14 protein-coding genes and 1 pseudogene are annotated in these 13,215 nt (G+C 71.8%); 8 read left to right on the forward strand and 7 right to left on the reverse strand.

Translation table 11 applies throughout. The features are described from left to right. Nucleotides 1-38 precede the first annotated feature (38 nt). The gene (locus ACIA8L_RS33640; protein ID WP_395910752.1) at nt 39-821 is read right to left on the reverse strand and encodes an SMI1/KNR4 family protein; all 783 of its coding nucleotides are present in this window, start codon (nt 819-821) and stop codon (nt 39-41) included. Between the two features lie 49 nt (nt 822-870). Further along, entirely contained in the window at nt 871-1,458 is a 588-nt protein-coding gene (locus ACIA8L_RS33645) for a nitroreductase family protein (protein WP_395910753.1), read from the reverse strand. Between the two features lie 173 nt (nt 1,459-1,631). Between ACIA8L_RS33645 and ACIA8L_RS33650 the strand changes: the two genes are divergently transcribed. Continuing rightward, nucleotides 1,632-2,753, forward strand: a complete 1,122-nt coding sequence (locus tag ACIA8L_RS33650) for a pentapeptide repeat-containing protein (RefSeq protein WP_395910755.1) — start codon at nt 1,632-1,634, stop codon at nt 2,751-2,753. A gap of 85 nt (nt 2,754-2,838) precedes the next feature. Here ACIA8L_RS33650 and ACIA8L_RS33655 read toward each other — a convergent pair whose 3' ends face one another. Then, the gene (locus ACIA8L_RS33655; protein WP_395910757.1) at nt 2,839-3,507 is read right to left on the reverse strand and encodes a TetR/AcrR family transcriptional regulator; all 669 of its coding nucleotides are present in this window, start codon (nt 3,505-3,507) and stop codon (nt 2,839-2,841) included. Nucleotides 3,508-3,591: 84 nt separating this feature from the next. Here ACIA8L_RS33655 and ACIA8L_RS33660 point away from each other — a divergent pair, with 84 nt between their 5' ends. After that, on the forward strand, nt 3,592-4,389 hold the full coding sequence (locus tag ACIA8L_RS33660) for a hypothetical protein (protein ID WP_395910758.1): 798 nt from the start codon (nt 3,592-3,594) through the stop codon (nt 4,387-4,389). A 102-nt stretch (nt 4,390-4,491) separates the two neighbouring features. Here the strand turns inward: ACIA8L_RS33660 and ACIA8L_RS33665 are convergent. Further along, a pseudogene (locus tag ACIA8L_RS33665) lies at nt 4,492-5,391 on the reverse strand (glutathione S-transferase family protein); the annotation flags it as partial. Nucleotides 5,392-5,398: 7 nt separating this feature from the next. Continuing rightward, on the reverse strand, nt 5,399-6,085 hold the full coding sequence (locus ACIA8L_RS33670) for an SDR family oxidoreductase (protein ID WP_395910760.1): 687 nt from the start codon (nt 6,083-6,085) through the stop codon (nt 5,399-5,401). 92 nt (nt 6,086-6,177) lie between these two features. Between ACIA8L_RS33670 and ACIA8L_RS33675 the strand changes: the two genes are divergently transcribed. Together ACIA8L_RS33675 and ACIA8L_RS33680 are read left to right on the forward strand one after the other, a co-directional pair. Next, on the forward strand, nt 6,178-6,738 hold the full coding sequence (locus ACIA8L_RS33675) for a TetR/AcrR family transcriptional regulator (protein WP_395910761.1): 561 nt from the start codon (nt 6,178-6,180) through the stop codon (nt 6,736-6,738). Between the two features lie 25 nt (nt 6,739-6,763). After that, entirely contained in the window at nt 6,764-7,105 is a 342-nt protein-coding gene (locus tag ACIA8L_RS33680) for a DUF1330 domain-containing protein (protein WP_395910763.1), read from the forward strand. Between the two features lie 57 nt (nt 7,106-7,162). On the opposite strand, the gene ACIA8L_RS33685 is transcribed toward ACIA8L_RS33680, so the two are convergent. Together ACIA8L_RS33685 and ACIA8L_RS33690 are read right to left on the reverse strand one after the other, a co-directional pair. Next, nucleotides 7,163-7,345 carry a hypothetical protein gene (locus ACIA8L_RS33685; RefSeq protein ID WP_395910764.1) on the reverse strand — a complete coding sequence of 61 codons (183 nt, stop codon included), beginning with the start codon at nt 7,343-7,345 and terminating at the stop codon, nt 7,163-7,165. A 72-nt stretch (nt 7,346-7,417) separates the two neighbouring features. Then, nucleotides 7,418-8,647 carry an MFS transporter gene (locus ACIA8L_RS33690; RefSeq protein ID WP_395910766.1) on the reverse strand — a complete coding sequence of 410 codons (1,230 nt, stop codon included), beginning with the start codon at nt 8,645-8,647 and terminating at the stop codon, nt 7,418-7,420. A gap of 99 nt (nt 8,648-8,746) precedes the next feature. Here ACIA8L_RS33690 and ACIA8L_RS33695 point away from each other — a divergent pair, with 99 nt between their 5' ends. The 4 genes from ACIA8L_RS33695 to ACIA8L_RS33710 all read left to right on the forward strand — a co-directional run bounded on the left by ACIA8L_RS33695 (nt 8,747) and on the right by ACIA8L_RS33710 (nt 13,184). Continuing rightward, nucleotides 8,747-9,280, forward strand: coding sequence for a TetR/AcrR family transcriptional regulator (locus ACIA8L_RS33695; protein ID WP_395910767.1), 534 nt, complete (start codon nt 8,747-8,749; stop codon nt 9,278-9,280). Between the two features lie 10 nt (nt 9,281-9,290). Continuing rightward, entirely contained in the window at nt 9,291-9,668 is a 378-nt protein-coding gene (locus ACIA8L_RS33700) for a DUF427 domain-containing protein (protein ID WP_395910769.1), read from the forward strand. Nucleotides 9,669-9,880: 212 nt separating this feature from the next. Beyond that, entirely contained in the window at nt 9,881-11,128 is a 1,248-nt protein-coding gene (locus ACIA8L_RS33705; protein ID WP_395910771.1) for an Ig-like domain-containing protein, read from the forward strand. 289 nt (nt 11,129-11,417) lie between these two features. Further along, nucleotides 11,418-13,184, forward strand: a complete 1,767-nt coding sequence (locus ACIA8L_RS33710) for a PQQ-binding-like beta-propeller repeat protein (protein ID WP_395910773.1) — start codon at nt 11,418-11,420, stop codon at nt 13,182-13,184. Nucleotides 13,185-13,215 lie beyond the last annotated feature (31 nt).

The raw sequence follows: 13,215 nt of genomic DNA on the forward strand, positions 1-13,215 counted from the left end.
CGGGCGACGGTTGCGTGGACCTGTGGGGATCGCGGGCCTCAGGGGGTACCGAAGCCGAGATTTTGCAATGCTTTTCGGGCTTCTCCGGCGTCGTCGTCGGCCGTCTCGACGATGATCCGGCAGCGCGGGTCGGCCGGCAGGCGCAGGGTCGTCTCCGTGGTGACGACGACCTGGCGGCCCTCGCGGTGGAAGCCGGCGGGCACGCGGTTCTCGCTCAGCCAGACCTGGGCGTTGCCGTCCCGGAGGCGGGCGTGGAGCCGGCGGTAGCCGTGCGCCCAGTCGCCGCGGTCGACGAACGCGCAGCCGAGCTCGTCGCCGAGGCAAGCCGCCAGGTCGTCGAGGCCGATCCCGGAGCGCACCCGCAGCGCCGACGCCTCCGTCTCGTCGACCAGTCCGGCGAGGAAGGCATCGAAGTCGGGCGCGATCGGCGTCTCCTCCTCCCCGTCGACGTCGACCATGACCACCGCGGGCTCGCCGGCACCGCCCCGGTAGTCCAGGCACAGGTCCCAGTGCCCGCCGCCGTCGAACGGGATGAGCCGGTCCGCGCCCGGCGGCACCCACATCTCGTCGTCCTCGGCCGGCGACCGCCACCACGCCTCGTCGCGGGTGATGCTCGGGAAGTGCGGCCCGATCCCGGCCAGCGCCCGGTGCGGCGAGCCCGGCCAGGTCGCGCGCAGGGACCCGCCGTTCTGGACCTCGAGCATGGCCAGGTACGCCGCCGGCAGCGTGACCCGCAACTGCTCCTCGGCCCGGCGGACCGCCGCGGCCGTCAGCGGTGGCTGCACGTAGGGCAGGTACGCCGGCACATCCCACAACACCATGCCGTCCAGGGTAAAAACGGCCCCCGGCGCGCCGCACCTCGGGCCGAGCTCAGCCGTCGGTCGTGAGCCGGTTCTCCGCCCAGAGCAGCTCGACGACCGGGCGGCGGTCGCGGGGCGGGCCGGGAGCCGGGCGGGGCGGCGAGCCGGCGTCGGCGGGGACGCGGCCGATCGCCGACATGGAAGTGACCTCCCAGTGGCTGGGCACGCTGAACTCGTTCGCTATGCCACTCTGGTCGAAGGCGCGGAACTGCCGGACGGACAAGCCCAGCGCCTGCGCCTGAAACGTCATGTGCGCGACCGCCTGGCCGAGGTCGTACTGGGCGAACTCGGAGAACTCCCAGTCGGTACCCTCGACGAAGCGGTGCGCCAGGTTCGCCACGAGCACACTGGCCGACGGCGCCCAGCGCCCCGAGCTGCGGGCCAGGTGCCGCACCAGCCGCCGATGCGTCTCGTCACCACGCCGGGCCACGATGAACGCCCACGGCTGCGAGTTCCCGGCCGACGGCGCCCACCGGGCCGCCTCGACCAGCAGCTCGGCCTGCGCGGCACCCACCTCGAACTCGGGGTCGAACGTGGTGGGGCTCCAGCGCGCGGCCAGCAGCGGATGCAGGCCAGGCGGGATCAGGTCGTCCGGCACCCGGACAGCCTCGCACAGGTCCGCCACCGCGCGGCCACGCACCGGCGGTCGGTCCTCCACCCCGGGCTCGGGCCGGCGCGTGTCGCTTTCGCGACTGACGGTGCGGCTGGTCCGCGGCCGACGTGATGATCGAGCTGCATCGAAGGGTTCGGCGGCGGGCGGGAGGCGGGCGGATGGGGCGTTGGGCGTCTGCGCAGCGGGACATCACGGTGGCCTACCTGCGGCCGTGGCGGCGGCGGACGGGGGCGGTGGTCGCGGTCGCGCTGGTGGTCATCGTGCTCGTCGCGGTGGTCGTTGTGCTGTCGCCGCGGTTCGTGCTGCGGTGGGATCTGGGCGGGGCGGCGCCGCCGGCGGATCGGGCCAAGGCCGTCAACGACATCCGGGCCAGCCTGCTGCAGGGGCTCGCCGGGATCGGGCTGCTGTTCGGGGTCGTCTTCACCTGGCGGCAGATCCAGGTCACCCGGCAGGGCAACGCCCGCGACGGGTTCGCGACCGCGGTGCAGCATATGGGCGGCGAGAGCATCGACCTGCGGGTCGCCGGGATCTACGCGCTGGAGAGCGTCGCCGTCGCGCACGGTGCGGAGCGGGACGCGGTGGTGGACGTGCTCAGCTCGTTCGTCCGGCGGCACGCGGCCCTGGCCGACGACGAGCGGCGGGCGTGGGTGGCGGCGACGGAGCTCGGCGAGGGTGAGATCGGCGCGGCCTTGCGCCACGCGCGGCCGGACATCGATGTCGCGCTGCGGGTCCTGGCCCGGCGGGCGCCTCGGCGGGGTGAGGTCCTGCATCTGGATCGGCTCGCGGTGCCGGCCGGGCGGCTGGAGTTCGCGCGGCTGGCGAACGCCGATCTGCACTACAGCGACCTTCGCCTCGTCGACCTGCAGGGGGCGGCGCTGCGGCACGCGGACCTGACCGGGTCGAACCTGACCCAGGCCCGGGTCACGGCGGCGGATCTGCGGGCGGCCGATCTCCGCCAAGTCCTCGCCGGTGGGCTGGTCGCCGAAGGGGCCGACCTTCGCGGTGCCGACCTCAGCCAGGCGTACCTGGCCGGGGCGCGGCTCGGGCGGGCCCGGCTGGGGCGGGCCGACCTGCGGGGCGCGCAGCTCATCGGCGCCGATCTGTCCGCGGCCGACCTCAAAGGCGCGCTGGCCGACGACACCACCGCGTGGCCGGCGGGCTTCGACTGGCGGGCGCGTGGCGTGGTCACCGACGCCGGCGCGCCGCCGCTGCGGCCGACGGACTGGAGCCGGCCGGCGCCGTCGGCTCAGAGCTCAGGCGAGGACGCCGAGGCGGTCTGAAGCCCGCACGAACTGCTCCGTGACCACAACGCGCCACCCGCTGCGGCCGACGGACTGGAGCCGGCCGGCGCCGTCGGCTCAGCGCTCACGCGGGGACGCCGAGGCCGTCGAGGAGGCGGTCCAGGCCCCACGTGAACTGTTCCGTGCCGATGTAGGTGGCCATCGTTGCGGCCTCGGCGGCGGTTCTTGGGAAGAGCTCGGCGGGGACGCGGTCGAAGGCCTGGCGGCGGGCGGCTATGCGGTCCTCCTCGGGCGGGGCGGGCCGGGTCGGGTCCAGTTCCAGCGCTTCGAGGGCGACGGAGCCCAGGAGGTACACGATGATCAGGTAGCTGGCTCGTGCTCCCGACGGACCCTCGACTCCGGCGTCGGCCAGGGCGGAGAGCAGGTGCTCGCCCAGGAGCATGGCCTGCGGGCCGTCCATCGGAGCGCCGAGCAGCACCGAGGCCGCGCCCGGGTGGCGGATGAGGCCCGCGCGCAGGCCCAGTGCCAAGGTCCGGATCCGGGCCCGGGGCAGGCCGGACGAGTCGGCCAGAGCCGACAGGTCGGCGTGCGTGCCGATCAGGCGGTCGACCACGGCGCGCAGGACCGCCGCCTTGTCCGGGAAGTACGTGTAGAGCGCATTCGGGGCCACACCCAGCTGCGTCGCGATGCCGCGCATCGACATCGCCTCCGGACCGCGGGTGTCGAGCAGGAGCAGTGCGGCGTCGACGATCACGTCGTCGGACAGGATGCCGCGGGGTCCTGGCTTTGGCACACAACCTCCCTTGACACGCTCACTGTACACCGTTCAGTCTGGACGGCGTACAGATTGGACAGCGTACAGATTCGGGAGGCAATCATGCTGCTCATCGCGGCCGCGCTCGTGGCCAACATCGCGTTCATCGGGCTCGGGTCGGCGTTCGACTACCCGGCCATCCTGCAGCGGCCGCCGGCCGAGGTGCTGGAGCGGTTCCACGACAACCCGGCGGTGATCGGCGGGTGGTTCCTGCTCCTCGCGATCGGGGCCGGGCTGCTCGCGCCCGTCGCCCTCAAACTGCGCACCGCCGGGATGCCCGCGCCTGTCGCCGGCAAGCTGCGCACGGACGAGGGGGTCGCGCCCGGCGCCGTCAAGCCGCGCACGGCCGGGCTGCTCGCGCCCGCCGCCGTGAAGCCGCGCACGGACGAGGGGGTCGCGCCCGGCGCCGTCAAGCCGCGCACGGCCGGGCTGCTCGCGCCCGCCGCCGTCAAGCTGCGTGCGGCCGAGGGGGTCGTGCCCGCCGCCGGCAAACTCCGCACGGCCGAGTGGGTCGGAATCGCGGCCGCCGCCGTGCAGGTCGTGGGGCTGCTGCGGTGGCCGCTCATCGTGCCGTTCGTCGACGATCCGGGCACGTTCCACACGCTCAACGTCGTGATGGGCAATATCGTCGGCGAGGCGTGCGGCTATGTGCTGACGGCGATCTGGACCGTGCTCGTCGCGCGCAGGATGGCGGTGCTGCCGCGGGTCTGGGGGTTCGTCGCGGCGGGCGCGATCGCCACCGGGCTCGCCCCCGCCCTGGCGCTGGTGAACTTCGCCGGCTACGTGCTGTGGAGCCTGTGGCTCATTGGGCTCGGCACCCAGCAACTCACCCGCGCCCGTGCGGCGCATGCCAGCCGCTGAGCTCGGGGCCGGCCGGGCTCGTCCCCGCCCTGGCGCTGGTGAACTTCGCCGGCTACGTGCCGTGGAGCCTGTGGCTCATCGGGCTCGGCACCCAGCAACTCACCCGCGCCCGTGCGGCGCATGCCAGCCGCTGAGCTCGGGGCCGGCCGGGATGATGCCGGACGGGTTGAGGTCGCGGTGGACCAGATAGTAGTGCTGCTTGATGTGGTCGAAGTCGACCGTGTCGCCGAAGCCGGGGGTCTGGAACAGGTCCCGCGCATACGCCCACAGGACCGGTAGCTCGCTGAGCTTCTGGCGGTTGCACTTGAAGTGGCCGTGATACACGGCGTCGAACCGGACCAGGGTGGTGAAGAGGCGGATGTCGGCCTCGGTGATGGCATCGCCCATGAGGTACCGCTGCCCCGACAACCGCTCCGAAAGCCAGTCGAGGCGGGCGAACAGCCGGTCGTACGCGGTCTCGTAGGCCTCCTGCGAACCGGCGAACCCGGCCCGGTAGACCCCGTTGTTGACGTCCCGGTAGACGAGCTCCATCACCTCGTCCATCTCGGGCCGGAGCGCCTCCGGATACAGGTGCGAGGAGGCGCCCCACTCGGTCGACAGGTCGAGGGTCAGCTGGGCGAAGTCGTTGGTCACGACCTGGCCGGTGGGGATGTCGACGATCGCCGGCACCGTGATCCCGCGCTCGTAGCCGGGAAAGCGCTTGAAATACGCCTCCTGCAGCCGCTCGATGCCGAGCACCGGGTCGCGGCGGCCGGGGTCGAGGTCGAACGTCCAGCTGCGCTCGTCGTGCGCCGGTCCGCACACGCCCATGGACAGCACGTCCTCGAGCCCCAGCAGCCCGCGCACGATGATGGCGCGGCTGGCCCACGGGCACGCGCGGCTCACGACGAGGCGGTAACGGCCCGGCTCCACCGGCCAGCCGTCACGCCCGTCGGCGGTGATGCGGTCGGTGATGTACCGCGAGTCGCGCTTGTACTCACCCTCGGCCCGGTATGAGTTCACCCGTCCATTACACCAGCTGTGGATAGAGCGCCGCCGGGTCGGCGGACAGGCCCTGCTTGACGGTGCGCGAGATGTCGTCGGCGAGCACCTCGAACGCGCCCGCCTGGACACCGTCCAGGGCCTGCCGGGCCACGTCTCGGGCCTCGACCTTCGGCCCGTCGACGCCGGCGGTCATGTCGGTGTCGATGTAGCCGACGTGCAGGCCCGTCACCGACGTCCCCTGCGCGGCCAGTTCCAGGCGGAACGCGTTCGTCGCCTGCCACAGGGCCGCCTTGGACGCGCTGTACGAGGTGCCCTGCGAGATCCAGGACAGCACCGAGTGCACGTTGAGCAGGCGGCCGCCGCCGTTGGCCTTCAGGACCGGGGCGAACGCGCGGGTGACGAGGATCGGGCCGTAGAAGTTCGTCTCGAACTCGTCGCGGATGAGGTCGAGGTCGGCGTTGAGGACGCTGGCGCGGGCCGAGATGCCGGCGTTGTTGATGAGCAGGGTGACGTCGGGTGCTTCGGCGGCGGCCCGCAGTACCGATGCCGGATCCGTGACGTTGAGTGCGATCGGAATCGCACCCGGTGTCGTCACCGTCCGCGGGTCGCGAGCGGCCGCGTAGACCTTCCTCGCGCCGCGGGCCAGGGCCTCCTCCACGAACGCCTTGCCGAGACCCCGATTGCCGCCGGTGACCAGCACAACTTCGTTCATTGCGATCTCCTTCGATGATCGGAAACCGATCGGTTTCCATCGCCTGGCACCACCGTAAACCGATCGGTTTCCACACCGCTATACTCAAGCCTGTGACTCAGATCGCTACGCCGCGTGAACGCCTGCTCAAGACCGCGGCCGAGCTGTTCTACGCCGAAGGCGCGGCCGCGGTCGGCGTCGAGCGCCTGTGCAAGGCCGCGGGCGTGTCGAAGCGCTCGATGTACCAGCTGTTCACCACCAAGGACGAGGTGATCGCCGAGAGCCTGCGCACCTACGGCCCGGCGACGGTCGCGGGATACTTCCCCGCCGACCCCAAGGCCATGCCGGCCCGCGAGCGCATCCTGCACGTCTTCGCCCGCCTGGAGGAGCAGTCGGCCGGCCCGGCCTTCCACGGCTGCCCGTTCGTCAACACCGCCGTCGAACTCCACGACCCGCGGCACGAGGCCTCCGTCGTGGCACTCTCTTTCAAAGATCGCCTCGAGGGGTACTTCCTGGAGCACGCGAAAGCCATGGGCGTCGCGGACCCGGCGTTCCTCGCCGCGCGGCTCACGATGCTCTTCGACGGCGCCGCCGTCCGCGCGGTCATGCGCGCCGAGCCCCTGCGCGGCGTGGCGCTGCGGGCGGCGAAGCAACTGCTCGGCTCCGAAGTGTGACGCCGGTTGCTGGCATGATCGGCCCATGAAGGGCTACGCACTCGCGCATCTGTACAACCGCAGCGCCCACGACGACGTGCTGGACTACCTCGAGCGGATCCAGGGCACGCTCGAGCCGTTCGAGGGCCGGTTTGTCGCCCACGGCCCGCAGGTCGAGGTCATCGAGGGCGAGTGGCCGGGCACCGTGGTCGTCATCGAGTTCCCGGACTCCGACGCCGCCCGCGCTTGGTATGCGTCACCGGCCTACCAGGCGATCCTGCGGCAGCGCACCGACCACATCGAGGGGTCGGCCATCATTTTCGACGGGGTTCGCGACGGCCATGATCCTGCGAAGATGGCCGCCGCGATGCGGAAAGGCGACATTTGAAAGCGGCGGGGGAGCAGGCTCCACCCACACCCCCTCAACCGCCTTTCGTTCGGCCGATCAGACGTACAGGTCTACGCCCTGACCGTCGTTGACGTTCGCGGCGACCTGGACGTTGTGTTTGGTACCCATCAACTGGCCGAGCGTGTCCGCCTGCGCGTTGACCTGGGCCTGCCGGGTCGCCGGGTCCACCTGGGTGCCCGCGGCGACGACATTGAACGTGACCGAATCACCAATACGCATACGCTGCCCTCCCTTGACGTACGACTGCTGGTCCCCTGCCATCGGCGCGGGGACCAGCGGTCTTAGGGGTTCTCAGGCGGTTTTCGTCCCGAGGCGCAGCTGCGCGGCCAGGGCGACCAGCGCGGCCAGGATGATCCCGCCGCCGTACCAGAGCACCGTGGTCAGCAGGCCCAGCGGCGCCACCAGCTGGCCGGCGACGATCGCGGGGACGCCGAAGCTGAGGTACGCCACCAGGAACACGGCCGCGAAGAGCGCCGCCCGCTGGTGCGCCTCGGCGAGGGGCCCGACGGTCCGCAGCGCGCCCGAGAACGTCGCCCCGAAGCCGGCCCCGCCGACCAGGCCGCCGACCCAGAGCAGGGGCAGGGTCACGGTCGCGATGCCGAACAGGACGATGGCGGTGCCGATCAGGACGGCGACGGTACCGTCGCGCACGACCTTCCGGGCCGGGTGCCGGCTCAGCAGGTAGGCGGCCGTCGCGGCGGTGGCCGGGGGCAGGAACGCGGTGACGCCGTTGAGCAGGCCGCTGCTGTGGTGGAACACGTCGCGCAGGATGCTCGGGGACAGGCCCATGAACAGGCCGGCCAGCATCCACGAGGCCAGGTGCGCGGGCGCGGCCGCCAGGAAGTCGGGCCGGGCCGCCCGCGGGACCGAGACCTGCGGCTTCAGCGCGGCCAGGGCGCCCGGGCGGCGGCTGACGGTCTCGGCCGACAGCGCCGCGGTCAGCGTGCCCAGGGCCATGATGACGGTGAGGCTGGTGAACACGATCAGGTTCGCGGCGTGGGTGAACTGCACGGCCAGGCCGGTGAGCAGCGCGCCGAGGCCGAGCCCGCCGGCCGGTGCGACGGCGCCGAGGATGCCGCCGAGCCGCTTGTGCCGCGCGGGGGCCAGCTCGACCAGGGCCGCGGTGAACGCGCTGCTGGCCGCGCCGGTCGCCACACCCTGCACGATCCGGGCCGCGATCACCCAGCCTATGTTGGGCGCGAAGACGAACATGAGCATCGCTGCGAGCTCGACGGCCAGGGCGCCGATGAGCACCGGGCGGCGGCCGACGTGGTCGGACAGCGAGCCGACGACGACCAGCGAGGCGAGCAGCCCGAAGGCGTAGGCGGCGAAGGCGACGGTGAGCACCCACGGCGCGAAGCCCCACTCGCGTTCGAACAGCACGAGCAGGGGTGTGGGCGCGCCGGCCGCGAGGTACAGGGAGGCGAAGGCCAGCGCGGCCCCGGCGAACGCCACGCCGGGCGGAAGGGTGCGGCGCCGCATGACGTGGGTGGCCGGGCGGTCGAGTGTTGCGGTAGACATCGCGGTGCCTCCTAAAGCAAAGCTTCTTGCGTTAGGCTGAAGTTACGCCTTACAGGCAGTACTAACGCAAAGATCTTTGCTTTTGTATGGAGGGTCACAATGTCTGCCCCAGTGCGCCGCACGGGTGGCCGCAGCGCCGCCGTGCTGTCCTCGATCCGGTTCGCGGTCGAGGAGCTCGTCCGTGAGCGCGGGGCCGAGAAGGTGACGATCCCGCTGGTCGCCGAGCGGGCCGGGGTCAACCCGACAAGCGTGTACCGGCGCTGGGGCGACGCCGCCGCCATGCTCAACGACATCGCCACCTACCGGCTCGACCCGGCCCGGGAGCTGCCGCGGACCGGCGACCTGCGGGCCGACCTCATCGCCTGGTGCCGCGAGATCGTCGAGCACTACCGCAAGCCGATCAACGCCGCCCTCCTGCGCGGCGGCAGCGCGTCCGCCGGCGAGCAGGAGACCGAATGCCTGCGCAACCGCCGCACCGAGGGCCTGGCCATCATCGGCGAGTCCGCCGCCCTGGCCGCCGACGACATCATCGACGGCCTGATCAGCCCGATCGTGTACCGCGCGATCTACCTCCCGTGGACCCTCGACGAGGATCTGCCGGTCCGCCTGGTCGACAAAGTCCTCGCGGCATAACTTTGGGCGTATGAGTCGTCCCCACCTGATTCCCGGCCCCGACCACCCGATCACCGTGACGCCGTCCGACGTGCGGGTCGTCGTCCGCTCCGGCGAGCACGTCGTCGCCGACAGCACCAACGCCCTGGCCCTGCAGGAGTCGACCTACCCGGTGGCCTACTACCTGCCGCTGGAGGACACCAACCAGGAGCTGCTGCAGCGCACCGACCACAGCACCTACTGCCCGTTCAAGGGCGACGCTTCCTACTACTCCGTCGTGACGCCCGACGGCACCGTGGACAACTCGGTGTGGAGCTACGAGAAGCCGTACGACGCGGTGTCGCCGATCGCGGGGCGGGTCGCCTTCTACACCGACCGCCTGGAAGTGACAGTCGTCTCAGCGCGGTGAACCCGTGTAAACGTCCCCGACCCTCGGACACGTCTAGGGGTCGGGACGTTGCCGCTCTCACGGCGGGACGTTGCCGCATTCGGGGCGGAACGTCCGGATTTCGGAGCGGGACTTGCCGGTCTCGGAGCGGGACATTGCGGGCATTACCATTCGAGGGTTTTGCACATGCGCCCCGGGTCGGTACCGTTCGCGGACGGGGAGGACACAAGACCATGCTGAGTCGTCGGAGAATGCTGGCCGCGGGGGCCGGAGTCGCCGCCGCCGCCACGCTGGCCGCGTGCGGTGACGGCAAGAACTCGAACGGTAAGGCCAGCTGGGCCGGTGGCGGTGCGTCGGCGGACCCGAGCGCGCCCGGCGGCGCCGGCGGCGGCGGTGCGGCCGCGCAGGTCACCATCACGCCCGCGGCCGACAGCAAGGACGTGTCGCCGGCGAGCCAGGTCACCGTCGCGATCGCCAACGGCACGCTCAACACCGTCACGGTCGCCGCCAACGGCAAGAACCTCGACGGCAAGCTCGCCGACGACAAGAAGACGTGGACGTCGAACGGCGCCCTGACCTACGGCGCGACCTACACGGTCACCGTCGCCGGGGCCGACGGCGCCGGCAAGGACGTCAGCCAGTCCAGCTCGTTCACGACGCTGAAGCCGGCCTCGGTCGCCTCGATCACGTTCCAGGCCAACCAGATGGCCGCGCTGAAGAACGGCGGCACCTACGGTGTCGGACAGCCCGTCATCGTGTACTTCAACAAGGCCGTCAAGAACCAGGACGCCGCCGAGCAGGCCATGAAGGTGACCACGTCCCCGGCGGTCGAGGGCAAGTGGCACTGGGTCAGCAGCCAGAGCGCACACTGGCGGCCGGAGAAATACTGGGCCAAGGGCACCACGGTCAAGGTCAGCGTCAACGTCCTCGGCGTCGACCTCGGCAACGGCGTCTACGGCGGCGGCAACTCCAGCGCCAACTTCTCCATCGGCCCGGCCCGGATCGCGATCGCGGACTCCAACACGAAGCAGATGGAGTGCTACATCGACGGCCAGATGGTCAAGAAGATCCCGATCAGCATGGGCAAGGGCGGCGAGACGAAGGGCTCCAAGGGCGAGACCATCGACTTCTTCACCCGCTCCGGCGTCCACGTCCTGATGACCAAGGAGCCGCTGGTCACCATGAGCTCCGCGAGCTTCGGCATCACGGACAAGAACAACCCGAACTACTACGAAGAGAAGATCAAGCTGGCCTGCCGGATCTCCACCTCCGGCGAGTACGTGCACCTGGCCGACTGGAACATCCCCCAGCAGGGCAAGGCGAACACGTCCCACGGCTGCATCAACGTGGCCCCGGCCAACGCGCAGTGGTTCTACGACACCTTCGACGCCGGCGACATCGTCGAGGTCCGCAACACGCCGAAGAACCTCCCCCTCACCGACGGCCTCGGCGACTGGACCGTGCCCTGGGCTCAGTGGTAGCCGAGCACACACGCCAGCGCTAGATCCGCGCCGCAGCGTCCGGCATATCGACCCCGAGCGAGGACCGGCGGACGTTGTCCTCAAGCCGCTTGGCGGTACGTCGGCGCTGCCGGCAGTACCCACTGCGCTTCGGATCTTGTTCTCGACATCTCATGCCCGCGTGCTCCACTTTTGTGGTAATCCGGAAATATCGCCCGCTGATGGCTGAACAGGCCGCGTCGCTGCGTGTGTCCGGATATATCCGCATTTAGCGTCTTTCCGACGCGGGAAGTCGATGAACGGGGGCGTCGTGAGGCCGTACAAGGCGGCGGGATTGCTGGTCGTGCCGGCGGCGGTGCTCACTGCGAGCGTCGCCGCGCATCCGGAGCCGGTGGTGACGCCGCCGTTCGAGACCAGCACCCTCGACGGCGGGCTGCGCTCCGGGGACGTGGCGGCGGGGGCCGCGTTCGCGACGAAGGCCGGTGACCTGGTCGGCTTCGACCCGACCGCCGACACCCTCGTGTCGCAGGCCGACGCCGGGACCGAGCTCACCGGGCTCGACGCCCACACCGGGGCGGTGCGGTGGCGCAAGAAGCTCGACGAGTCCGGCGCCTACGGCACGGTCCTGTGGTCACAGAGCGACCTCGGCGCCGGCTCGCTACTCGTGAACAGCTACGACCGCGACGCCAAGACGGCCCAGCTGACCGCGCTGTCGACCCGCACCGGCGAGGCCCGCTGGCGCATGCCGCTGACCACCCGCACCCAGGCCATGGCCGCGGGCCCGGCCACGCTGGTCGGCGAGCCGGCCGAGAACTCCTCCCCCATGCAGTGGGCCAACCCCCGCGACGCCCCCAAGACCACCGCCAAGCCCGAGAAGGTCAAGGCCACGCCCTCGTGGGGGCCGCACGCGAAGAAGAGCGCCAAGAAGTCGCCGTCCGCATCGGTGTCGCCGACGCCGACGCGCTCGCCGTCCGCCTCGCCTTCGCCGAAGGCCGCCGGGAAGACCTCCGAGCAGCACTCCGGCCGGTCGCGGATGGGCCACGCCGACGAGGACGCCGGCACCGTACCCACCCGCGACGGCCCCGACGCCGGGAAGATCAACGCCGTGTCGGCCGGTGACGGCGGCCGGCTGTGGAGTGCCGACCTGCCCGAGGGCTGCGACCTGCGCGCCGCCGCCGGCGACGGCCGGACGACCGCGCTCCGGCTGGCCTGCACCGAGAACGACCAGGTGGAGGACCGCCTGGAGATCCGCGACGCCCACACCGGCGCGCTGCGGTCGCGGACCACCCTCGACCCGGCCGCCGACGACGGCGGGCTGGGGCTGCTGGTCCGCGACGGGGCGACGCTCGTGCGCGGGGCCCGCACGTTCCAGCTGTTCGCCCCGGACGGGCACCGGCTCGTCGAACGGGCCGGGGACGGCTGCGCCGAGTACTGCGACCTCGCCGTCGAAGGCGATGTCGCCGTCGTCGCCCAGTCCGGCGCCGCGGCCGACACCACCGACGGGGCCCTGGAGGCGTTCGCGCTCGCCGACGGGGCCGAGCGCTGGCGGGCCGACCGGACCGTGCGGGCGCTGGTGCGCGAGGGCGGCCGGCTGTACGCGGTCGGCCCGGCCCCGCGACCGGTGCCGTTCACGGCCGTGTCCGGGGTCGGCGAGCACGGCGTCTCCGCTCCCTACGCGACCATGCTCCCGGCCGGCGCGGTCCCGCAGCGCGGCTCGGCGATGCTGGTCGCGGCCGGCGACCGGCTGACGTGGTACCGCATCCGCCCCATCGAACCCCCGGCCGCCTACCTGGGCGGCGCCACCGACCGCCCCGACCCGTGCCGCGTGCTTCCTCCGGCCGAGATCGCGAAGCGCCTCGACCGGCAGCGCGTGACCGCCCACCGCGACGACGCCACCACGTGCACGTTCACGTCCGTGCAGGAAGCGAAAGACGTGAAAGACGTGAAGCAGACGCTCGAGGTCCAGGTCCTGTGGGCGGCCGCCGACGAGGCCGCCGCGATCCGCCGCTACGACCTGATGAAGTCCGACGACGTCGAGCGCTACGGCACCGTGATCGTCACGACCCGTTCCGGCTGACGGGGCCGGAAATGACAAGTCTGTTTGTCGC

The organism is Dactylosporangium sp. NPDC051541, assembly GCF_044454505.1.
GTDB lineage: Bacteria > Actinomycetota > Actinomycetes > Mycobacteriales > Micromonosporaceae > Dactylosporangium.